We start from the raw sequence: 20,043 nt of genomic DNA, 5'->3' as shown, positions 1-20,043 counted from the left end.
GTGGCAGGCCCGTCTACTCTTGACCCCAGTCTGCTACGTCGAGGGAGCACCATGTACGGCTGGATCTGGCGTCACCTCCCGGGGAACACCCTGGTCCGGGCCGTCATCTCGCTGCTCCTCATCCTGGGGGTGGTCTACCTCCTGTTCACGTACGTCTTCCCTTGGGCGGAACCGTTGCTCCCCTTCGGTGACGTCACAGTGGACGGCGGCGACGGTGCCGCGGCCGGCTGAGCCGGCGGGTTTTGCTCCGACCTCCAGTCCCCGCTTCCCACGGAGATAGCGCGCGAATGACCACCCAGCCGACCTCACCCCGCATCCTGGTCGTCGACAACTACGACAGCTTCGTCTTCAACCTGGTCCAGTACCTGTACCAGCTCGGCGCCACCTGCGAGGTGGTGCGCAACGACGAGGTGACCGTCGAGCACGCCGTCCGCCGGGCCGGCGAGGAGGGCTTCGACGGCGTGCTGCTCTCCCCCGGCCCCGGTGCGCCGGAGGAGGCCGGGGTCTGCATCGAGATGGTGCACCACTGCGCGGCGATCGGGCTGCCGGTGTTCGGCGTCTGCCTGGGCCTGCAGTCGATCGCGGTCGCGTACGGGGCGGTGGTCGACCGGGCGCCGGAGCTGCTGCACGGCAAGACCTCGCTGGTCGAGCACGAGGACGGCGGGGTGTTCGCGGGCCTGCCCTCGCCGCTCACCGCGACCCGGTACCACTCGCTGGCGGTCGAGCCGGCCACCGTGCCGGCCGACCTGGTGGTCACCGCCCGCACCGAGAGCGGCGTGATCATGGGTCTGCGCCACCGCGACCTGCTCGTCGAGGGCGTGCAGTTCCACCCCGAGTCGGTGCTCACCGAGGGCGGCCACCGGATGCTCGCGAACTGGCTGGCCGAGTGCGGCTATCCGCAGGCCGTGGACCGGTCGGCCGGGCTCGCCCCGGTGATCGGCCGGGGCTGAGCGGCGTGACCACGCTGCGTCCGGAGGGGCGTTACCAGCCGGAGGCGGGCCCGTACGGCGGCGGGCAGTACCAGGGTGTCCGGTACGCCGACGGTCAGTACGGCAACGGCCAGCACCAGCCGGGGTACCAGACCCAGCCCGTTCAGCACGCCCAGCCGGCCCAGCCCGGGCACGGCTCCGCCGAGGACGCCTGGAGCGTCTACGAGCAGGCCGAGCAGGCCGACCGGAGCGCCGCCGGGGCCGACCACCCCTGGCTGCCCGAGCAGACCGACCGGACCGTCCAGCTGCGCGTGCCGGCCGAGGACGGAGAACCCGCCGAGCAGGCCCCGCCCACCGGCGGCCGGGCCGAGCGCCGGCGGGCGGCCCAGGGCCGGACCTCGGGGCGCTCGGGCGGTGGGCGGCGCCGGGCGGCCGGCCGGGGGGCCGGGGCGCGGGTACGGCCCAAGGAGTCCCCGGTCGTGGTCGCCGCGCGCCTCGTCGGCGAGCTGTGCATCACGCTCGGCGTGGTGATGCTGCTCTTCGTCTCGTACCAGCTCTGGTGGACGAACGTGCAGGCCGACGCCGCCGCCAACGGCGCCCGCAACCAGCTGGAGCAGCAGTTCGACGCCCAACAGCCCGCCCAACCGGGACAGCCGGCACCTGATCCGAACAAGCCGGAGACGTTCGAGCCCGGCAAGGGCTTCGCCATCGTCTACCTGCCCAAGCTGGGGCTGAAGTTCCCGATCGCCGAGGGCACCTCCAAGTCGGCGGTGCTCGACAAGGGCCTGGTCGGCCACTACCCGGGCACCGGGATGCCGGCCGACAAGGCGGGCAACTTCGCGCTGGCCGCGCACCGCAACACGCACGGCGAGCCGTTCCGGTACATCAACCAGCTCGGCAAGGGCGACAAGGTCGTCGTGGAGACGGCCACCGCGTACTACACCTACGAGGTCACCGGCGGCATCCCGGAGACCTCCCCCAGCAACGTGAGCGTGATCAAGCCCGTCCCGAACGGCTCGGGCTACACCGGCCCCGGCCGGTACATCACGTTGACCACCTGCACCCCGGAGTTCACCTCGAAGTTTCGCCTCATCGTCTTTGGCAAGATGATCGACGAACGGCCGCGCAGCCAGGGCAAGCCGGCCGCGATCACGGGCGGGTAGCGCCCGGCCGCCAGGCGACAGATGGGGAGCACCGGTGATCCAGGACGAGACGGCGGAATCACCCGATCCGGCGGCGGAGGCCTCCCCGCCCGAGCCCTCGCCTCGGCCCGCCCGTCGAGGGCGGGACCGGGCGCTGGCCGCCCTCGGGGTCTTCGGCGAGCTCCTGATCACGCTGGGCCTGGTGCTCGGCCTCTTCGTCGCCTACTCGCTGTGGTGGACCAACGTCCAGGCGGACCGCTCTGCGGCCGAGGCCTCCGACAAGCTGCGCAGCGCCTGGGCCGCCGGCCCGACCGGCACGCCGTCGGCGGCGGCCCCCGGCGCGGCCCCCGGCGCGACGCCCGCTCCAGGCGCCCCGCCGGTCCCGTTCGCGGCCGGGGACGGCGTGGGCTTCCTGCACGTCCCGGCGATGGGCGAGGACTACCAGGTGATGATCCGGATGGGCACCGACACGGCCACCCTGGCCGAGGGCGTCGCCGGCGTGTACGAGCAGCCCTACCGAGCCGCGATGCCCTGGGACGCGGCCGGCAACTTCGCGCTGGCCGCCCACCGGGACGGCCACGGCGCCAAGTTCCACGACCTGGACGCGGTCCACAAGGGCGACGCGATCGTCGTCGAGACCAAGGACAAGTGGTACGTCTACAAGGTCGACAACACCCTGCCGGAGACGTCCAAGTACGACACCGGCATCGTCGCACCCGTCCCGACCGGCTCCGGCTACACCGGCCCCGGCCGCTACATCACGCTGACCACCTGCACGCCGGTCTACACCTCGCGGTACCGGATGGCGGTGTGGGGGAGCCTGGTGCGGGTCGACGACGTGGACGCCAGGCGCACCCCGCCGCCCGAGCTGCGCCACTCCTGACGCCCCGGGAAGGACACCTCAGGAAAACGCCCGAGGGCCCGTCGCAACCGCTGCGACGGGCCCTCGGGCGTTCCCTGCTCCGGGCTCAGGCCTCAGAAGAAGCTCAGGCCTCACAAGAAGGGGAACCAGGGCTTAGTTGTTGCCCTTGGGGGGTGTGGGGAAGGGAAAGGGGTCGCCCCCTTTGGGCTGATCGGCCGGCTTCGTGGTCAGGGCCACCTGGGAGTTCGGGTCCAGCTGGGTGCCGGCCGGCGGGTTGGTCATGATGACCACGGCGTTCGGGTCGGACGGGCCGTTCACCGCGTAGCCGAGACCGGCCTTCTGCAACTGGGCGATGGCGTCCGACAGCTTGACGTTCTGCAGCGGCGGGACGGTGGCCTTGTCCGGCGCCTTGTAGACGGTCAGCGTGATCTTCGAGTTGGCCGGGGCCTTGGTGTTGGCGCCGGGCGACTGCGAGGCGACGGTGTTGATCTTGGTCGGGTCGTTGGTCACCGCTGTCTTCGAGGCGTCGACCTGGAAGCCGGCGCTCTCCAGCTGGGCCTGCGCGGCCTCCTTCTGCATGCCGACCACGGACGGGACGTTCGCCTTGCTCTTGCCCTGCGAGACGGTCAGCTTGACCGGAGCGGTCGGGTCGGCCGGGGTGTTGGCCGCCGGGTCCTGGGCGAGGACCGTGTCCTGCGGAGCGGTGTCGTCGTCCTTGTACTCGGGGGCGGAGACGTTGGTGAAGCCGGCGGCCGACAGGGCCTGCATCGCCTGGTCCTTGGTCTTGCCGGTGACGGTCGGCATGGTCGCCTTGGTCGGGCCGGAGGAGACCTGCACGGTGATCGTGCCGTTCTCCGCGACCTGCGTGCCGGCCTGCGGGTTCTGGGTGCAGACCTGGTCCTTCTTGACGTTGGCGTCCGGGCAGGCGATCTTCTCGCCCTCGGTCACCACGAGCTTGGGACCGGTCTGCGCGGCGGCCGTCTTGGCGTCGGCCAGGCTCTTGCCGACCAGGTTCGGCGCGGCGATCTTCGCGGCGTCCTTCTTGTCGCCGCCGCCGTTGAACATCGCCTGGGCCACGAAGAAGGTGCCGACCAGGACCAGCACGGCGGCCACCGCCAGCACGATCCAGGAGGTGTTGCTCTTCTTCGGCTGATCGTCGCGGCGCCGGCCGCCCTCGCGGCCGTAGCCGTCGTCGTAGCCGTCGCCACCGCCGACCGGGGCGCCCGCGTAGGTCTGGCCGTAGCCGTCGTCCTGGTAGCCGCCCTGCTGCGCGTAGCCGGGCTGCGCGGAGGCCTGCGGCAGGAGGGTGGTCGGCCCGCCGCCGGGCTGCTGCGGCAGCACGTTGGTCTGGCCGTACGGGTCGTGCTGCGGGTAGCCGTTCTGGTCGTAGCCGTATCCGGCGGCGCCCATGCCGTAGGCGGCCTGCTGGGCGGCGGCCACCGGCAGGCCGTCGAGGAAGCGCTCGATGTCGTCGCGCATCTCGTCGGCGGTCTGGTAGCGGTAGTCCCGCTCCTTGGCGAGCGCCTTCAGCACGATCGCGTCGACCTCGGGGCGCACCTCGGGGTCGAAGACGGACGGCGGCTGCGCCTCCTCCCGGACGTGCTGGTAGGCCACCGCGACCGGAGAGTCGCCGACGAACGGCGGGCGGACGGTCAGCAGCTCGTACAGCAGGCAGCCGGTGGAGTACAGGTCGGAGCGGGCGTCGACCTGCTCGCCCTTGGCCTGCTCGGGGGAGAGGTACTGGGCGGTGCCGATGACGGCAGAGGTCTGCGTCATCGTCATCCCGGCGTCGCCCATCGCGCGGGCGATGCCGAAGTCCATGACCTTGACGTTGCCCTGCCGGGTCAGCATCACGTTGGCCGGCTTGATGTCGCGGTGGACGATGCCGGCCCGGTGCGAGTACTCCAGCGCCTGGAGGATGCCGATGGTCATCTCCAGCGCGCGCTCCGGCAGCAGCCGGCGGCCGGAGTGCAGCAGCTCGCGCAGGGTGGAGCCCTCGACGTACTCCATCACGATGTACGGGATGGAGATGCCGTCGATGTAGTCCTCGCCGGTGTCGTACACGGCGACGATCGCGGGGTGGTTCAGGGACGCCGCGGACTGTGCCTCGCGGCGGAAGCGGGCCTGGAACGACGGATCCCGGGCCATGTCGGCCCGGAGCGTCTTCACTGCGACGGAACGGCCGAGCCGGGTGTCATGGGCGAGGTACACCTCGGCCATGCCGCCGCGTCCGAGGACGCCGCCGAGCTCGTACCTGCCGCCTAGGCGACGAGGCTCTTCCATAGTTCCGACCCTCTCCCTCACCCGCCGGTGAGGTTGTGACGTAGGTGTCCCCGCACGCTCTGGGTGACGCCGCGCGGCTCGCGGCCGGTTCTCCGGCCGGGCCGTGCGCCGCCTCGCGGGCGGCAACGGGCACACCCGCTGCTTGCGGATACGCTACCGGTCGCACCGCGCCGGACCGGAGTCAGCCGTCGGCCGATATCAGACCGGTATCCGGACGGAGGTACCGATCGTGACATTCCCCTCACCGTGGCGCGCGCTCGTCACTTGCCGAGCGCGGCCTGCATCACCGCCTTGGCGATCGGGGCGGCGAGCCGGCCGCCGCTGATGCCGTCGCGGTTGTCGGAGCCGTCCTCGACCACGACCGCGACCGCGACCGACTGGCCGTCCGAGGTCTTGGCCCAGGAGGTGAACCAGGCGAACGGCAGGCTGGCGTTGTTCTCGCCGTGCTGCGCGGTACCCGTCTTGCCGCCGACCTGCAGACCCGGGATCCGGGCGTTCTTGCCGGTGCCGTTCTCGACCACCGACACCATCATGTCCTGCATCTTCTGCGCGGTGGCCGGGCTCATCGCCTGGGAGAACTGCTTCTCGGTGTGCTTGGAGATCGTGGTCAGCGAGGCCGAGCGCTCCGAGTCGATCAGGTAGGGCTGCATCAGGCTGCCGTTGTTGGCGATCGCGGCGGAGACCATGGCCATCTGCAGCGGGGTGGCGCGGGTGTCGTGCTGGCCGATCGAGTCCTGGGCGGTGCCGTCAAGGCTGGCACTGTTCGGGAAGATGCTCTTCTCGGCCCGGACCGGCGTGTCGATGGTGCTGTCGAAGCCGAACTTCTCGGCCTGCGCCCGCATCTTGTCCTTGCCGAGGTCGGCGCCGATCTTGGCGTAGACCGTGTTGCAGGACTGGTCCATCGCGGACTTGAGCGTGGCGTTCTCGCACTGCTCCTGGGGGCTCTCGTTCTTCAGCTCGGTCTTGGTGCCCGGCAGGACGTACGGGTCCGGCGTCTGGGTCGTGTCGTCGATGTTCTGGAACATGCCGTTCTCGAACGCGGCGGTCGCGGTGACCAGCTTGAACGTCGAGCCGGGCGGATAGGTGTACTTCAGTGCCCGGTTGTCCATCGGCTTGTTCGGGTCGGCGTTGAGGGCCTTCCAGGCGTCGCCGTCCTCGCTGCCGGAGATGGTGCTCGGGTCGTAGGACGGGGTGGAGACCAGCGCCAGGATCGCGCCGGTCTTCGGGTCGAGCGCGACGACCGCGCCCTTCTTGTTGCCCATGGCGTCGAAGGCGGCCTTCTGGGCCTTGGCGTTGATCGTCGTGACGACGTCGCCGCCCTTCTTCTGCTCGCCGGTCAGCATGTCGAGGGTGTTGCGGAAGAACAGCCGGTCGTCGGTGCCGGAGAGGATGCCGTCCTCCAGGTTCTCCAGCCCGTTGGAGCCGAAGACCTGGGACGAGTAGCCCGTCACCGGAGCCCACATCGGGCCGTCGATCCAGGAACGCTTGTACTTGTAGCGCACACCGTTGACGAAGTCGGACTTCGTGACCGGCTGGCCGCCCGCGATGATGTTGCCGCGCGGGTGGGTGTAACGGTCGAAGAGCTGGCGCTTGTTGTTGGGGTTGCTGGCCCAGGAGTCGGCCTGGACGCCCTGCACCCAGTTGGTGCGCAGCATCAGGGCCAGGATCAGCACGAGGCAGAAGATCGAGACCCGGCGGATCGGCTTGTTCATCTGGCGGGTCCTCTCTGGCCCTCGGTGGCGGGGGCCGGTTCGGCCCCGGGTCGGCGCGCGCTGTCGCTGATCTTCAGCAGGACAGCGATCAGCGCCCAGTTGGCGACCACTGACGAACCGCCCTGGGCGAGGAACGGCATGGTCATACCGGTCAGCGGGATGAGACCGGTGACGCCGCCGGCCACGACGAAGACCTGCAACGCCATGGCGGAGGCGAGGCCGACGGCGAACAGCTTGCCGAACGGGTCGCGGGCGGCGATCGCGGTGCGCAGGCCGCGCTGGATCAGCAGCGCGTACAGCAGGAAGATCGCCATCAGGCCGGCCAGCCCGAGCTCCTCGCCGAACGAACCCAGGATGAAGTCGCTCTTGGCGGCGAAGTTGATCAGCCAGGAGCGGCCCTGGCCGAGACCGGAGCCGGTCACCCCGCCGGAGCCGAGCGCCATCAGCGACTGGCCGATCTGCTCGGTGGAGCCCTTGGGCGGCTTGGGGGCGAAGGCGGCCATCGGGTCGAGCCAGGCGTCGATCCGGGTCTTCACGTGGCTTGCGGTCATCGTGACGGCGGTCGCGCCGCCGACCGACATCAGCAGGCCGAACAGGATCCAGCTGGTGCGCTCGGTGGCGACGTAGAGCATCACCACGAACAGGCCGAAGAACAGGAAGGACGTGCCGAGGTCGTTCTCGAAGATGAGGATCAGCAGGCTGAGCAGCCAGATCACCACGATCGGGCCGAGGTCGCGCCCGCGCGGCAGGTAGAGGCCCATGAAGCGGCGGCTGGCCAGGGCCAGGGCGTCCCGCTTGACCATCAGGTAGCCGGCGAAGAAGACGGTCAGGACGATCTTGGCGAACTCGCCGGGCTGGATGGAGAAGCCGCCGATCCGGATCCAGATCTTCGCGCCGAAGTCCTCCGCGCGGGCCGGGAAGAACGCCGGGGCCGCGAGCAGGACCAGCGCCACCACCATCGAGATGTAGGTGTAGCGCTGGAGGACCCGGTGGTCCTTGAGGAAGACCATGACGCCGATGAACAGCGCGACCCCGAGGGCCGACCACATCAGCTGGTTGGCGGCGGCGGGGAAGTTCCCTGACAGCAGCTTCCCGGCCTTGTCGAGCCGCCAGATCATCACCACGCCGAGCCCGTTCAGCAGGGCGGCGAGCGGCAGCATCAGCGGGTCGGCGTACGGCGCGTAGCGGCGCACCAGCAGGTGCGCGACCAGGGCGAGCGACCCCATGCCGAGGCCGTAGCCGAGCATGCCGCTCGGCAGCGCGGAGTCCATGGCGAGACCCACGTTGGCGTACGCGAGGACCGGCAGCAGGACGGCGAAGACCAGCAGTGCCAGCTCGGTGTTGCGCCGGTTCGGCGCTCCCTGCGGCGAGATGGTGGTGTTGCCCCGGCGCCGGGTGACGGGCCGGTCGGCCGGCGTCCGGCGGCGGCCGGGCCGGCTCGCGCCGCTGCTCAGGTCGTAGGTACTCACGGGGTGGCCGCTCCCTGACGGCCGGCGGGCCCGCCGGGGGCGGGCCTATGTCGGATCACGGGCGTCACGGCTTCGGGCAGGAGTCGGCGCGCTGCCGCTCCTCGTCGCTCAGACCGGGCACGTCGCCCTGTGCGCCGGCGGGGGCCGGGGCGGTGGCGGCGGGCGGCGCGGTGCTCGGGGCAGCCGGCGTCGGGGTCGCCGTGGGCGTGGCGGTGGGTGCCGCCGCAGGGCTGTGGCCCTTCTCGGTCGGGGTGGGCGCGGTGGCGGCGAGGAACGCGGCGTGCACGGCCTGCGCGCTCGGCGCCTGGGAAGCCGGTGCCTGCGTTGCCGGTGCCTGCGGGGTGGGCGTCTGCGTGGTGCCGGCGGTCCTGGCGTCGGCGACCTTCCGGCAGAGCTTGACCCAGCCGTCGAGCTCCTGGACCGTCGCGTTGGCGTCGTTCAGGCTGTTGACCGAGATGGTCTTGCTGACGTGCGTGCGCTGGTCCGTCGGCAGGTACTTGAGCTCGATGTCCTTGTACTCGGTGTGCACCGAGGAGAGGTTCAGCCCGGCCAGGTTCTGGTTGATGCCCTGGTAGACCGCGACGTGCTCGCCGTCCGCGCCGACGTAGTACTGGCCCTGGGTCCACTGGTAGCCGAAGTACCCGCCGCCGCCGATCAGGCCGAGGGTGGCCAGGAGGGCCAGCGAGATCTTGAGCCCCTTGCGCTTGCGCTTCGGGGGCTCCTGCTCGTCGAAGTCCTCGGTGCCGTACACCGAGGGCTCGGCGGTGCCGTAGTCGCCCTCGTAGCCCTCGGCGGGGCCGAAACCGCCCTGGACGGCGCCGTAGCCGTCCTGGTAGCCCTCCGCCGGGCCGAAGGCGCCGTGCGGGGCGCGGCCGAGGCCGGCCGCCCGGCCGGCCGGGGTGTCGGCGATCGAGCGGTCGGTGGCGGCCGAGGACGGCGGGGCGTCGGCGACCGCGCCGACCACCACCGGGACGTCGTTGAACTGGCCGCTCATGGTGTCCGTGGCGCCGACGTCGATGACGTCCGCCACGATGCAGGTGATGTTGTCCGGACCGCCGCCGCGCAGCGCGAGCTGGATCAGCTCCTGCACGGTCTGCTCGGGCGCGTAGTAGCTGCCGAGGGTGTCCTGGAGGGTCTGGTGGCTGACCGGGCCGGAGAGGCCGTCGGAGCAGATCAGGTAGCGGTCGCCGGCCCGGACCTCGCGGATCGACAGGTCGGGCTCGACCTGGCCGCGGCCGTCCAGGGCCCGCATCAGCAGCGAGCGCTGCGGGTGGGTCTCGGCCTCCTCGGGCGTGATCCGGCCCTCGTCGACCAGGCGCTGCACCCAGGTGTGGTCCTGGGTGATCTGCACCAGCGAACCGTCGCGCAGCAGGTACGCGCGGGAGTCGCCGACGTGCACCATGCCCATCCGCTGGCCCGTCCAGAGCATGGCGGTGAGGGTGCAGCCCATGCCCTCCAGCTGCGGGTCCTCCTCGACCATCTGCCGGAGCCGGTCGTTGGCGCCCTGGACGGCGTCGCCGAGCAGGGTCAGCAGGTCGGCGCCCGGCACGTCCTCGTCCAGTCGGACGATCGAGCCGAGCACCTCGGAGGACGCGACCTCGCCGGCCGCGGCGCCGCCCATGCCGTCGGCCACGGCCAGCAGCCGCGGCCCGGCGTAGCCGGAATCCTCGTTCCCCTCCCGGATCAGTCCCTTGTGGGAGCCGGCGGCGAAGCGCAGCACCAGGGTCATGCGACCTGTGCCCCCCTCTGGGTCATGGACGGGATGCTTGCCCTCATGCGCTACTACTTCCGCAGTTCGATGACGGTCCTGCCGATACGGATCGGCATGCCCGGCTGGAGCGGGGTGGGCGCGGTCAGGCGCTGCCGGTCCAGATAGGTGCCGTTGGTGGAGCCTAGATCCTCGACCGTCCACTGCCCAGTCTGATCGGGATAGATCCTGGCATGCCGGGAGGACGCGTAGTCGTCGTCCAGCACGATCGTGGAGTCGTGTGCGCGGCCCAGCGTGATGGTCTGGCCCTGCAGCGCGACGGTGGTGCCGGCCAGCGAGCCCTGGACGACCACGAGCTGGGTCGGGGCGCCGCGGCGGCGGCCGCCGCCCTGGGTCTGGGCCGCCGCCTGGGCACCGCTCGGCGCGGGCGCACCGCGCCCGGCGGCGGGGGCGGTGGCCGCGCCGCCGGGCGCGGGCGTGGCGTTGCCGCGGCGCGGGGAGCGGGGGTTCACCCGGGTCCCGAAGAGGTCGCTGCGGATCACCTGGATCGCGACGATGACGAACAGCCACAGTACGGCGAGGAAGCCCAGCCGCATCACCGTCAGGGTCAGTTCGGACATGGCCGGCTCGCATGTGGGTGAGCGAAGCGAGCGAACAAAGCGGACACTACCCTTCGACCTGTCGGTAGACGATGGTGGTGGAGCCCACGACGATTCGCGAGCCGTCGCGGAGCGTAGCGCGCTGGGTGTGCTGTCCGTCCACCACGATGCCGTTGGTGGAGCCCAGGTCGAGGACCATCGAAGGGGTGCCGGGGCGGATCTCGGCGTGCTTGCGGGAGACACCGGGGTCGTCGATCCGCACGTCCGCCTCGGTCGAGCGGCCGAGCACGCAGGCGGAGCCGGAGATCTGGTGGCGGGCGCCGTTCACCTCGATCCAGCGGCGGACCGAGGTGCCGTGGCCGGCGCCGGGGAACGCGCGGACGTTGCCACCGGCCGTGGCGGGCGGGCCCGGGGGAACGGCGGGGGGCGCGGCCGGCGGCGGGGGCGCGCTGAACTGGCCGGCGCCGGGCTGCTGCCACGGCGCGCCGGGGGCCGGGGCGGCCGGCGGACGGTCGTAGCCGGACTGCGGCGGGGCGTACTGCTGGGGCTCCTCGGCCGCCAGGGTGCGGCTGCGCACCCGGTACAGGCCGGTGTCCAGGTCGTCGGCCTTCTCCAGGTTCACCTGGAGCGGTCCCATGAAGCTGTACCGCTGGGCCTCGGCGTACTCGCGGACCATGCCGGCCAGTTCGCTGCCCAGCTGCCCGGAGTAGGGGCTCAGCCGCTCGTGGTCGTGCGGGCTCAGCTCGACGATGAAGTCGTTCGGCACGACGGTGCGGTCGCGGTTCCAGATGCTCGCGTTGTTGTCGCACTCGCGCTGCAGCGCACCGGCGATCTCCACGGGCTGGACCTCGGACTTGAACACCTTGGCGAAGGTGCCGTTCACGAGACCCTCAAGTCGCTGCTCGAACTTCTTCAGCACTCCCATGGGGCACCCCCTTCCAGGGTTCGTTCGCCTGCCCGCCGACCGGGCTCCGGGGAGCCGGTCGCGCCTACTTGCGGTACTTCCGTACTGATCGTATCCACGCCGGGCCCATCCGTACGGTTCCCGGACCGCGTCGTGCCCCGGGGTGGGCTCGGACACACAGGGTGACGCATATCGGGTACGGCACGCCAGGCGTGCCCGTCGGAAGGGGGTTCCATGCGTCGCTCGCGCGTTCGCAGCCCTTCCGTTCGGGTGCGCTCCGCCCGCCGGGAAACGGATTCGGAGCAGTCCCCCAGGTCGTGCTACTGTTTTCCACGTCGGAAGGGCCGCCCGCAAGGGAGGCCGGTCGAAGAGCCGCGAAGGACCGCAGGGTCACGAACGGATCGGAGAGCCGGTCGGCACGGAAGACGCACCCATGCGCGGGTGGCGGAATAGGCAGACGCGCTGGATTCAGGTTCCAGTGCCCGCAAGGGCGTGGGGGTTCAACTCCCCCCTCGCGCACAGCGAAGCCCCGCAGATCTTCGGATCTGCGGGGCTTTCTCGTTCCCCGGGCCCGGTTGGTTCCCCCGGGCGGCCGGCTGGGCTCCCCCCTCCCCGGGGGCCGGCCAGGTGCTCAGCCGCGGGAAGCGGGGAGCTCGGCGCGGACCTCGAAGCCGCCGTCGTGGGTGGGGCCGGCGGCCAGGGTGCCGCCCAGCAGCTGCGCGCGCTCGCGCAGGCCGACCAGGCCGTGGCCGCCCCCCGGCAGGGTCTCGGCCGGGCGGACCGGCGGCCGCTCGTTGCGCACCTCGACCCGCAGCCTGCGCCCCTTGGCCCGCACCTTCACGTGCACCGTCGCGTCCGGGGCGTACTTGGTGATGTTGGTGAGCGCCTCCTGGACGGTCCGGTAGGCGGCCCGCTCCACCGCCTCCGGCCACGGGCGGTCGCCCGGGGTCAGCTCGGCTTCGGCGGCCAGGCCGCTCTCCTCGATGAGCCGGGGCAGGTCGGCCAGCCGGGGCTGCGGGGCGAGCGGGGTGTTCTGGTGCGGGCCGGAGGTGCGCAGCACACCGACCATCTGGCGCAGCTCGTCGAGGGTGCGGACGGACAGCTCGCGGATGGTGCGGGCGGTGGCCGCCGCGGCCGGGTCGGCGGTGCTCACCTGGAGCGCGCCGGCCTGGATGCTGATCAGGCTGACCTGGTGCGAGACGACGTCGTGCATCTCGCGGGCGAGCCGGCCGCGCTCGCTGATCAGCACCCGTTCGGCCAGCAGCCGGCTCTCCCGCTCCTGGCCCCGGGTCAGCTCGTCGACCCGGGCCGCCAGCTCCCGCCGGGTGCGGGCGAGCAGCCCGGTGGCGGCCGGGCCGGCGGCCAGCATGACCGACTGGATGGCGTACAGCGCGAGGTCCCGGCTCGGTTCGAAGTTCTGCGCGGAGAGCGGCCAGTGGAAGAACTCGACGAGCGTGAAGAGGGTCCCGCAGGCGATGACGATGCGCGGGCTGGGGCGTTCGGCGGCGACCGTGTAGACGGCGGTGATCGGGGCCAGCCAGATGTTGTCGACGAAGCTGCCGGGCATGGTGAGCAGCAGCACCGTCACCGGGAGGCGGCGGCGCCACAGCAGAGCCAGCGCGGCCAGCACCGAGAGCGTCACCTGCCACCACCGGGCGTCCCGGGCGACCAGGGCCGCGTCCAGCAGGGAGTACAGCACGGGCAGCAGCAGCATCAGCCAGGGCGCGGTGCACCAGGCCGGCAGCCGTCTGGACGGCAGCTGGTCGGCGGCGGTCATGCCCCGTCGCCGGGTTTCGGCCGGACCAGCCCGGCCCGGTGGGCGAGGACGGCGGCCTGGACGCGGTTGGCGGCGCCGAGCTTGCCGAGGATCGCGCTGATGTGGTCCTTGACGGTGCCGGTGCCGAGGAAGAGGCGGTCGGCGATCTCGGCGTTGGACAGGCCCTCGCCGAGCAGCGCCAGCACGTCCAGCTCCCGGCCGGTGAGGGTGCGGGCGAGCGCGGTGGCGTCGGCGTCCGGTCCGCCGCCGTCGACGTAGCCGCCGATCACGGTGCGGGTGACGGTCGGGGAGAGGATGTTGCCGCCGGCCGCGAGCACCCGGACGGCGTGCACCAGCTGCTCGGGGGCGGTGTCCTTGAGCAGGAAGCCGGAGGCGCCGGCCCGTAGCGCGGTGCCGATGTACTCGTCGGTGTCGAAGGTGGTCAGCATCGCGACGGCCGGCGGGTCGGGCAGGGCGCGGACGCGGCGCAGCACCGAGATGCCGTCGAGATCCGGCATCCGGATGTCGAGCAGCACGACGTGCGGGCGCAGGCGCTGGACGTGCTCCTCGGCCTGGCCGCCGGAGCAGTCGCCGACCACCTCCAGGTCGGCGGCGGAACCGACGATGAGGCCGAGGCCGGAGCGGACCAGGATCTCGTCGTCCACGATCAGCACACGAGTGGTGGTGATGGTGCCTCCTCGGGTCGGGCGGCCGGGTTGTGGCGGTCCGCGCGGGTCGATGTCGAGCGTAGGGGTAGCCGGGGTGGGGTGCCGAACGCATGGCGGGTCTGGACCCCCGCCGTTCGGCGGGGGTGGGAATCCGCTACCTGGTTCACGTAATTCTCACGTGAGGTGGGGAACCATGTTGTTGGCTGCCCTTTCGCCGGCCCGCTCTCCATGTGGCCGGTCGGCCAGGCCGAGGGCCGCCGGTCAGTGCCGTCGGGCCCGTGCGGGCGCCCGGCGCCGGGCCCTGTGCGGATGCGCCCCACCTTCTGATCGTTTGGAATTGAGCTGTGTCGTCCACTGTGAAGTCGGAGCCGTCAGCGACGACCGCCGGGCCCCGGCCCGTCGGCGTGCTCGACCGCTGGCGCCCGCGGGCCGCCGCGTCCTGCGTCTGGTACCTGCGGCTGCTGGCGCTGCTGAACGTGGCCACCGTGTTGCTGGTGCCGTGGGGCAACCAGGTCAGCGAGCACAACGAGGGTGAGTACTTCACCCCGTACCTGATGACCTCGGGCCTGGCCAGTGCCGTGCTGTCGGTGTTCCTCGCCATCGCCATGCGGCGGCGCAAGCGGGCCGCGTGGATCTTCAACGCCGCGTTGGGCGGCATGTTCGCGGTGCTGTACCTGCTGGCCATGGTGCTGCCCGACGAGCGCTTCAACCGGCATCCGTTGAACTACGTCTCCACCGTCCTGACCTGCCTGTTCGTGCTGGCGCTGCTGGTCGGGCGGAAGGAGTTCACCTCGAAGGGCGACCGCTCCAACCCGAAGACCGCCGCCGCGACCTTCGTCGGCGGGCTGGTGTTCGGCGGCGGGGTCGGCGCCGGGCTGGTGTGGCTGACCAACGAGCTGAGCGGCGCCGACTTCTGGGACCTGTTCCGCTACTCGGTCGGCCGGATGATCACCATCACCCCGTCCGAGCACCTGCGTTCGGTGATCTCCGCACCGACCTGGGTGAACGCGGTGATCAACACCATGGGCGCGCTGCTCTTCCTGCTCGTCCTGTACGTGGCCTTCCGCAGCCCGCGCGGCAAGGAACTGCTGACCCCCGAGGACGAGGGCAGGCTGCGGGCGCTGCTGGACAAGCAGGGCGAGCGGGACTCGCTCGGCTACTTCGCGCTGCGCAGGGACAAGGCGGTGATCTTCTCCCCCAGCGGCAAGGCGGCGGTCACCTACCGGGTGGTCGGCGGGGTGTCGCTGGCCTCGGGCGACCCGATCGGCGACCCGGAGGCCTGGCCGGGCGCGATCGACGCCTGGCTGGCCGAGGCCCGCGAGCACGCCTGGGCGCCGGCCGTGATGGGAGCCTCCGAGGAGGCCGGCGTGATCTACGCCCGGCACGGGCTGGACGCGCTGGAGCTGGGCGACGAGGCGATCGTCGAGCTGGACGAGTTCTCGCTGGACGGCCGCGCGATGCGGGTCGTCCGGCAGGCCTACAACCGGGTCAAGCGGGCCGGGTACACCGTCCGGATCCGGCGGCACGAGGACATCCCCGAGGCCGAGATGGCCGAGCTGGTGGCCAAGGCCGACCAGTGGCGCGACGGCGCCACCGAGCGCGGCTTCTCGATGGCGCTCGGCCGCCTCGGCGACCCGGCGGACGGCCGCTGCGTGATGCTGGAGTGCCACGACGGGGACGGCGAGCTCAAGGCGCTGCTGAGCTTCGTCCCGTGGGGCCCGGACGGGCTCTCGCTGGACCTGATGCGCCGCGCCCGGGACACCGAGAACGGCCTCATGGAGTTCATGGTGATCGAGCTGCTGCAGCGGGCCGACGAGGTCGCGCTGAAGCGGGTGTCGCTGAACTTCGCGATGTTCCGCTCGGTCTTCGAGCGCGGTTCGCGGCTCGGCGCCGGCCCCGTGCTGCGGCTGTGGCGTTCCGTCCTGGGCTTCTTCTCGCGCTGGTGGCAGATCGAGTCGCTGTACCGCGCGAACGCCAAGTACCGGCCGATCTGGGAGCCGCGCTACCTGCTCTTCGAGAAGAGCAGCGAGATTCCGCGGATCGGTCTCGCGAGCGCGCGCGCCGAGGGCTTCATCGTCGCGCCGAGCCTGCCCGCCCTGTTCCGGCGCCGGCACGCGGGGGCCGCCGTGGTGGCGCCCCGGGTGCCGGTGGCGGCCCGGGAGGGCAAGGGCTAGCCCTCCGCCGGGGGGCGGAGGGGGGCCGGACGGCCGGATGGGGGGCGCCCTAGGGGGGATCCCCTCCCCCCAGAGGATGACCCTGATCCCCTTCTGTGCCGATGTGGATTTGTTAACGGGCTTCTAATGTTGGGGTAGCCGGGAAAAAGGGTTCACGGCTTCGGGGATTCGGAGAGACGGTTGTGATTCACGGGACGGGGGGCGTGCGAAAGGGGCCGCTGGCGACAGCCGGAGCGGCCGCTGTCGCCGAGTGGGGGACGCTGTTCGGGGCGGTCCGGGACGGGGTGGTGCGCAAGAAGTTCGCCGCCGTTCCACTGGCCACCACCGCGACGTCCCTGATCCTGTTGTTCAGCATCGTCCAGCACCTGCCGGGCGGGGAGCGCTTCGTCAACCACATCGGTGTGGTGAAGGCCGCGCTGCCGCTGGACGTCTCGCTGTTGCGGACCCCGCTCTCGCTGTACGTGCCGGCGCTCGACCTGCCGGTCTGGGGCGCGCTGGCCCAGGTGTTCGTGGTCTTCGGCATCGCCGAGATCGTGCTCGGCCGGCGGATGACCCTGGTGGTCGCCTACACCTGCACCCTGGCGGGCACGCTGTTCGCCCGGGTCGGCGTGGCGGTCGGCCCGGACCACCTGTTCGGCTTCCCGAAGTGGGTCGCCCACGTGCGGGACACCGGGCCGTCGGCCGCGGTGGTGGCGCTGGCGATCTGCATCGCGTTCCGCTGCCGGGCCTGGTTCACCGCCGGGCTGGTCGTGACCATGATGGTCGGCGAGGCAGTCGTCCTGCCGAACCTGGCGGGCCTGGAGCACGTCGTCGCGGTGATCGCCGCGCTGCTGATCGCCGTCTCCGCCGAGGTGTTCGGGGGCTTCTGGCCGCGAGTGCTGGCCGGCGTCGGTGCCGCCACCTCGGTGGCCGCGGCGGCCTCCCGCGAGGTCGCGGCGTAGGCCCGCCGGTGGGCGTCCGCCGACGCCGCCGTCCTGAAAGACGTCAAGTGCGGCCTGCCGGCCGGGTGGTGGGCGATGCCCGCACCCGGCCGTCAGACTGTCGGGGGCTCGTGCGGCAGCGGCAGTTCGAACCAGACGACCTTGCCGACCGCCTTGCGGGCGGTGCCCCAGCGTTCGGCGAGTTTGGTGACCAGGGTGAGGCCGCGGCCGGTCTCGCCCAGCTGCTCGGCCGGCTCCAGCGAGGGCAGGTTGTGGTTGTCGTCACTGACCTCGACCAGCAGCTTGTCCACCCGGATCAGCTGGAGCTGCACCCGGTCCCGGGCCACCCGGACGGCGTTCGTCACCAGCTCGCTGACCAGCAGCTCGGTGGTGTCGCTGAGCGCCTCCAGGTGCCAGCCGGCCAGCTGTTCGCGGACCAGGGTGCGGACCCGGCGGACCTCGCGGTTGTCCACCGTGAGGTTCCACGTGGCCACCTCGGACGGGGCGACCCCGTCGAAGCGGGCCACCAGCAGGGCGACGTCGTCCTTGCGGTCGTCCGAGTGCAGTCGCTTCAGCACCACGTCGCAGGCCTGCTCGGGGCTCTGCTGAGGGTCGATCAGGTTGCCGCAGAGCGCGGCCAGGCCCGCCCCTATGTCGCCGCCCCGGACCTCGACCAGCCCGTCGGTGCAGAGCACCAGCATCGAGCCGTCCGAGACGTCGATGGTCTTGGCGACGAACGGCACGCCGCCGACCCCGATCGGCGCGCCGGCCGGGATCTCCAGCAGCTCGCCGCTGCCGTCCGGGTGGACCAGCACCGGTGGGACGTGGCCGGCGCTGGCCAGCTCGCACGTCCGGTTGATCGGGTCGTAGACCGCGTACAGGCAGGTGGCGAGGTGGTCGTCGCCGAGCTTGTGGGCCAGGTTGTCCAGGTGCCGCAGCAGCTGGCCGGGCGGCAGGTCGAGCGCGGCGAGGGTCTGCATCGCGGTGCGGAACCGGCCCATCGCGGCGGCCGAGTGCAGGCCGTGGCCCATCACGTCGCCGACCACCAGGGCGACCCGGCTGCCGGGCAGCTGGATCGCGTCGAACCAGTCGCCGCCGACCTCGGCCTTCGGGTCGCCGGGCAGGTAGCGGTGGGCGATCTGCACGCCGGGGATCTGCGGCGGGCGGGTCGGGATCATCGAGCGCTGCAGCGTGGTGGCGACCCTGGACTCGGCGCGGTGCAGCCGGGCGTTGTCCAGCGAGAGGGCCGCACGGACGGCCAGCTCCTTGAGGGTCGCGGCGTCGCTCTCGTCGAAGCGGGCGCGGTCGGACAGCCGGAGCAGCTTGAGGATGCCCAGCACGGTGCCCCGGGCCGACAGCGGGACGACCAGCATCGAGCGGCCGGAGACCACCTGGGCCAGCCGGGCGCCGCCCAGCGCGATCGCGTAGTCGACCGCGACGTCGTCGGCGACCACCGGCACCAGGACCGGCTGGTTCAGCTGGAGGGCCATGCCGGGCGGGGTGCGGCGGGGCATGCTCACCAGCGAGCCCTCGGCGAGCACGTGGTCCCAGGCGCCGCCGGTCTCGTTGTGGACCAGGGCGACCCGGCGGAGCATGGTGTCGTCGTCCGGCCGGGCGGCCGGCAGCTCGGAGTCGGAGATCAGTCCGTCCACCAGGTCTACACACGCGAAGTCGGCGACCCGGGGGACCAGCACCTGGCAGAGCTCGTGGGCGGTGAAGCCGAGGTCCAGGGTGGTGCCGACCTTGCCGCCGACCTCGTTCAGCAGGGCCAGCTGCTCGCCGGCCTGGCCGTTGGTCAGGAACGGGCCGAGCCGGCCGACCGGGGGCTGGCCGTCGGAGCTCGCAGGGGCGGGGACGGCGGGTGGGGCCTGGTCGTCGCGGCAGGTCTGGTGGCCGCAGACGGACGACTCGACGGCGGCCTGCTCGATGGCGACGCCTCCTCCGCTGGTGGACGGGACGGACAGCGCGGCGGCCGGCTGCGCGGCGGGCCGCTCGTGGTCGCGCTGGCCGGGGAGCGGGCCGGCCGGGCGCCCGCGGGCCGCGCGGGCGGCGGACTGGTCCGGCTGCGGCGGGCCGACCCGGGCGGCGCGCTGCTGGGCGGTGGGGTAGCGGCGGCCGATCCCGGCGGCGGCGTGCGCGGTGCCGGTCTGCGGGTCGGACGGCAGCAGCGGCAGCACGGTGGCCGCGTCCAGCCGCAGGGCGGGCAGGCCGGCTCGTGCCAGCGCCTCCAGGAGCGGCGCGCGGTGGCCGGCCGGCAGCAGCCGGGCCAGTGGCCCGGGCACCGGGTGGCCGGGCGGGGTCAGTGCCGCGGCCAGCCCGTGGAAGCCGCCCCGGGCGGCGGGGGCGGCGGCGAACGGCAATAACCGCTCGCCGAGCGCGAGCCGCGGACCGGTGGTGCGCAGCGGCCGGGCGTCGGTGGCGAGGGCGAGCAGGCTGCCGGACGGGCCGGGCAGCGGGTAGGCCCACCAGAGCACGTCGCGCAGGTGGTCCTCGCGGTCGGTGACCGGCATCCGGCCGGCCCAGGGGTGGCCGTCGGCGGTCAGCGCGGCCAGGGTGTCGAGGGCGTCGCAGCGGCGGCGGACGCACTGGCGGCCGGAGCCGTGGCGCGGCTCGACGGCGGGCAGCAGGCCGGAGGCGGGGCGGTCGTGCGCGACCTCGGCGCGGTGCCCGAACAGCTCCTCGGCGGCCCGGCTCCACTGCGCGATCCGCCCGACCCGGTCGACCAGGACGAGGGCGAGCCGGACCAGGGCGACCACGCCGGACGGGTGGTCGCCCGGTACGGTTTCGGCGTCCGCCGGACGCGATGTGGAGTTGGGCTCGTCGACCATGGATTCGGTCTGCTCCCGCCTGGCCGCCACGCCTGGAGGCGGCCGCTTCTCCGGAGGAAGGCACGCAATGCGGATACCAGCGAAGCACG

Annotated in this window: 15 protein-coding genes and 1 tRNA gene; 7 read left to right on the top strand and 9 right to left on the bottom strand. The window is 72.4% G+C overall.

The genetic code is table 11. The annotated features are described in order from the left end of the window. Positions 1–51: 51 nt before the first annotated feature. Genes F7Q99_RS13010 through F7Q99_RS12995 form a run of 4 tightly spaced genes read left to right on the top strand, consistent with a single transcriptional unit; the run spans position 52 to position 2,954 of the window. A complete protein-coding gene (locus F7Q99_RS13010; RefSeq protein WP_153461367.1) occupies positions 52–231 on the top strand; it encodes a hypothetical protein in 180 nt (59 codons plus the stop codon). A 56-nt stretch (positions 232–287) separates the two neighbouring features. Continuing rightward, on the top strand, positions 288–950 hold the full coding sequence (locus F7Q99_RS13005; protein ID WP_153461366.1) for an aminodeoxychorismate/anthranilate synthase component II: 663 nt from the start codon (positions 288–290) through the stop codon (positions 948–950). Between the two features lie 5 nt (positions 951–955). Then, the gene (locus F7Q99_RS13000; protein ID WP_326846598.1) at positions 956–2,092 is read left to right on the top strand and encodes a class E sortase; all 1,137 of its coding nucleotides are present in this window, start codon (positions 956–958) and stop codon (positions 2,090–2,092) included. Between the two features lie 34 nt (positions 2,093–2,126). Continuing rightward, a complete protein-coding gene (locus tag F7Q99_RS12995) occupies positions 2,127–2,954 on the top strand; it encodes a class E sortase (RefSeq protein ID WP_407697775.1) in 828 nt (275 codons plus the stop codon). Positions 2,955–3,086: 132 nt separating this feature from the next. On the opposite strand, the gene pknB is transcribed toward F7Q99_RS12995, so the two are convergent. The 6 genes from pknB to F7Q99_RS12965 form a co-directional block, all read right to left on the bottom strand. Further along, positions 3,087–5,216, bottom strand: coding sequence for a Stk1 family PASTA domain-containing Ser/Thr kinase (pknB, locus tag F7Q99_RS12990; protein WP_153461364.1), 2,130 nt, complete (start codon positions 5,214–5,216; stop codon positions 3,087–3,089). Between the two features lie 260 nt (positions 5,217–5,476). Beyond that, positions 5,477–6,928: a peptidoglycan D,D-transpeptidase FtsI family protein gene (locus tag F7Q99_RS12985; protein WP_153461363.1), complete on the bottom strand. Its 1,452-nt coding sequence runs from the start codon at positions 6,926–6,928 to the stop codon at positions 5,477–5,479. Further along, a complete protein-coding gene (locus F7Q99_RS12980) occupies positions 6,925–8,301 on the bottom strand; it encodes an FtsW/RodA/SpoVE family cell cycle protein (RefSeq protein WP_326847198.1) in 1,377 nt (458 codons plus the stop codon). Before F7Q99_RS12980 ends, F7Q99_RS12985 begins: the two co-directional genes overlap by 4 nt. A gap of 160 nt (positions 8,302–8,461) precedes the next feature. Next, positions 8,462–10,126, bottom strand: a complete 1,665-nt coding sequence (locus F7Q99_RS12975; protein ID WP_153461362.1) for a PP2C family protein-serine/threonine phosphatase — start codon at positions 10,124–10,126, stop codon at positions 8,462–8,464. A 53-nt stretch (positions 10,127–10,179) separates the two neighbouring features. After that, positions 10,180–10,725, bottom strand: a complete 546-nt coding sequence (locus F7Q99_RS12970) for an FHA domain-containing protein FhaB/FipA (protein WP_153461361.1) — start codon at positions 10,723–10,725, stop codon at positions 10,180–10,182. Between the two features lie 46 nt (positions 10,726–10,771). After that, positions 10,772–11,629, bottom strand: a complete 858-nt coding sequence (locus F7Q99_RS12965) for an FhaA domain-containing protein (protein ID WP_153461360.1) — start codon at positions 11,627–11,629, stop codon at positions 10,772–10,774. A gap of 414 nt (positions 11,630–12,043) precedes the next feature. Between F7Q99_RS12965 and F7Q99_RS12960 the strand changes: the two genes are divergently transcribed. Further along, positions 12,044–12,127 (top strand) — tRNA-Leu (locus tag F7Q99_RS12960). 112 nt (positions 12,128–12,239) lie between these two features. On the opposite strand, the gene F7Q99_RS12955 is transcribed toward F7Q99_RS12960, so the two are convergent. Both F7Q99_RS12955 and F7Q99_RS12950 read right to left on the bottom strand, forming a co-directional pair. Next, positions 12,240–13,385, bottom strand: a complete 1,146-nt coding sequence (locus F7Q99_RS12955) for a sensor histidine kinase (protein ID WP_153461359.1) — start codon at positions 13,383–13,385, stop codon at positions 12,240–12,242. Next, positions 13,382–14,035, bottom strand: coding sequence for a response regulator (locus F7Q99_RS12950; protein ID WP_153466122.1), 654 nt, complete (start codon positions 14,033–14,035; stop codon positions 13,382–13,384). Before F7Q99_RS12950 ends, F7Q99_RS12955 begins: the two co-directional genes overlap by 4 nt. A 401-nt stretch (positions 14,036–14,436) precedes the next feature. Here F7Q99_RS12950 and F7Q99_RS12945 point away from each other — a divergent pair, with 401 nt between their 5' ends. Together F7Q99_RS12945 and F7Q99_RS12940 are read left to right on the top strand one after the other, a co-directional pair. Beyond that, on the top strand, positions 14,437–16,206 hold the full coding sequence (locus tag F7Q99_RS12945; protein WP_326847197.1) for a phosphatidylglycerol lysyltransferase domain-containing protein: 1,770 nt from the start codon (positions 14,437–14,439) through the stop codon (positions 16,204–16,206). A gap of 203 nt (positions 16,207–16,409) precedes the next feature. Beyond that, on the top strand, positions 16,410–17,147 hold the full coding sequence (locus F7Q99_RS12940; protein ID WP_326846597.1) for a hypothetical protein: 738 nt from the start codon (positions 16,410–16,412) through the stop codon (positions 17,145–17,147). A 92-nt stretch (positions 17,148–17,239) separates the two neighbouring features. Here F7Q99_RS12940 and F7Q99_RS12935 read toward each other — a convergent pair whose 3' ends face one another. Continuing rightward, positions 17,240–19,984: an ATP-binding SpoIIE family protein phosphatase gene (locus F7Q99_RS12935; RefSeq protein ID WP_326846596.1), complete on the bottom strand. Its 2,745-nt coding sequence runs from the start codon at positions 19,982–19,984 to the stop codon at positions 17,240–17,242. Positions 19,985–20,043 lie beyond the last annotated feature (59 nt).

Source organism: Streptomyces kaniharaensis, from assembly GCF_009569385.1.
GTDB classification, from domain to species: Bacteria; Actinomycetota; Actinomycetes; order Streptomycetales; family Streptomycetaceae; genus Kitasatospora; species Kitasatospora kaniharaensis.
The sequence above is the reverse complement of the archived record's forward strand: the minus strand, read 5'-3'. Positions and strand labels throughout refer to the sequence as shown.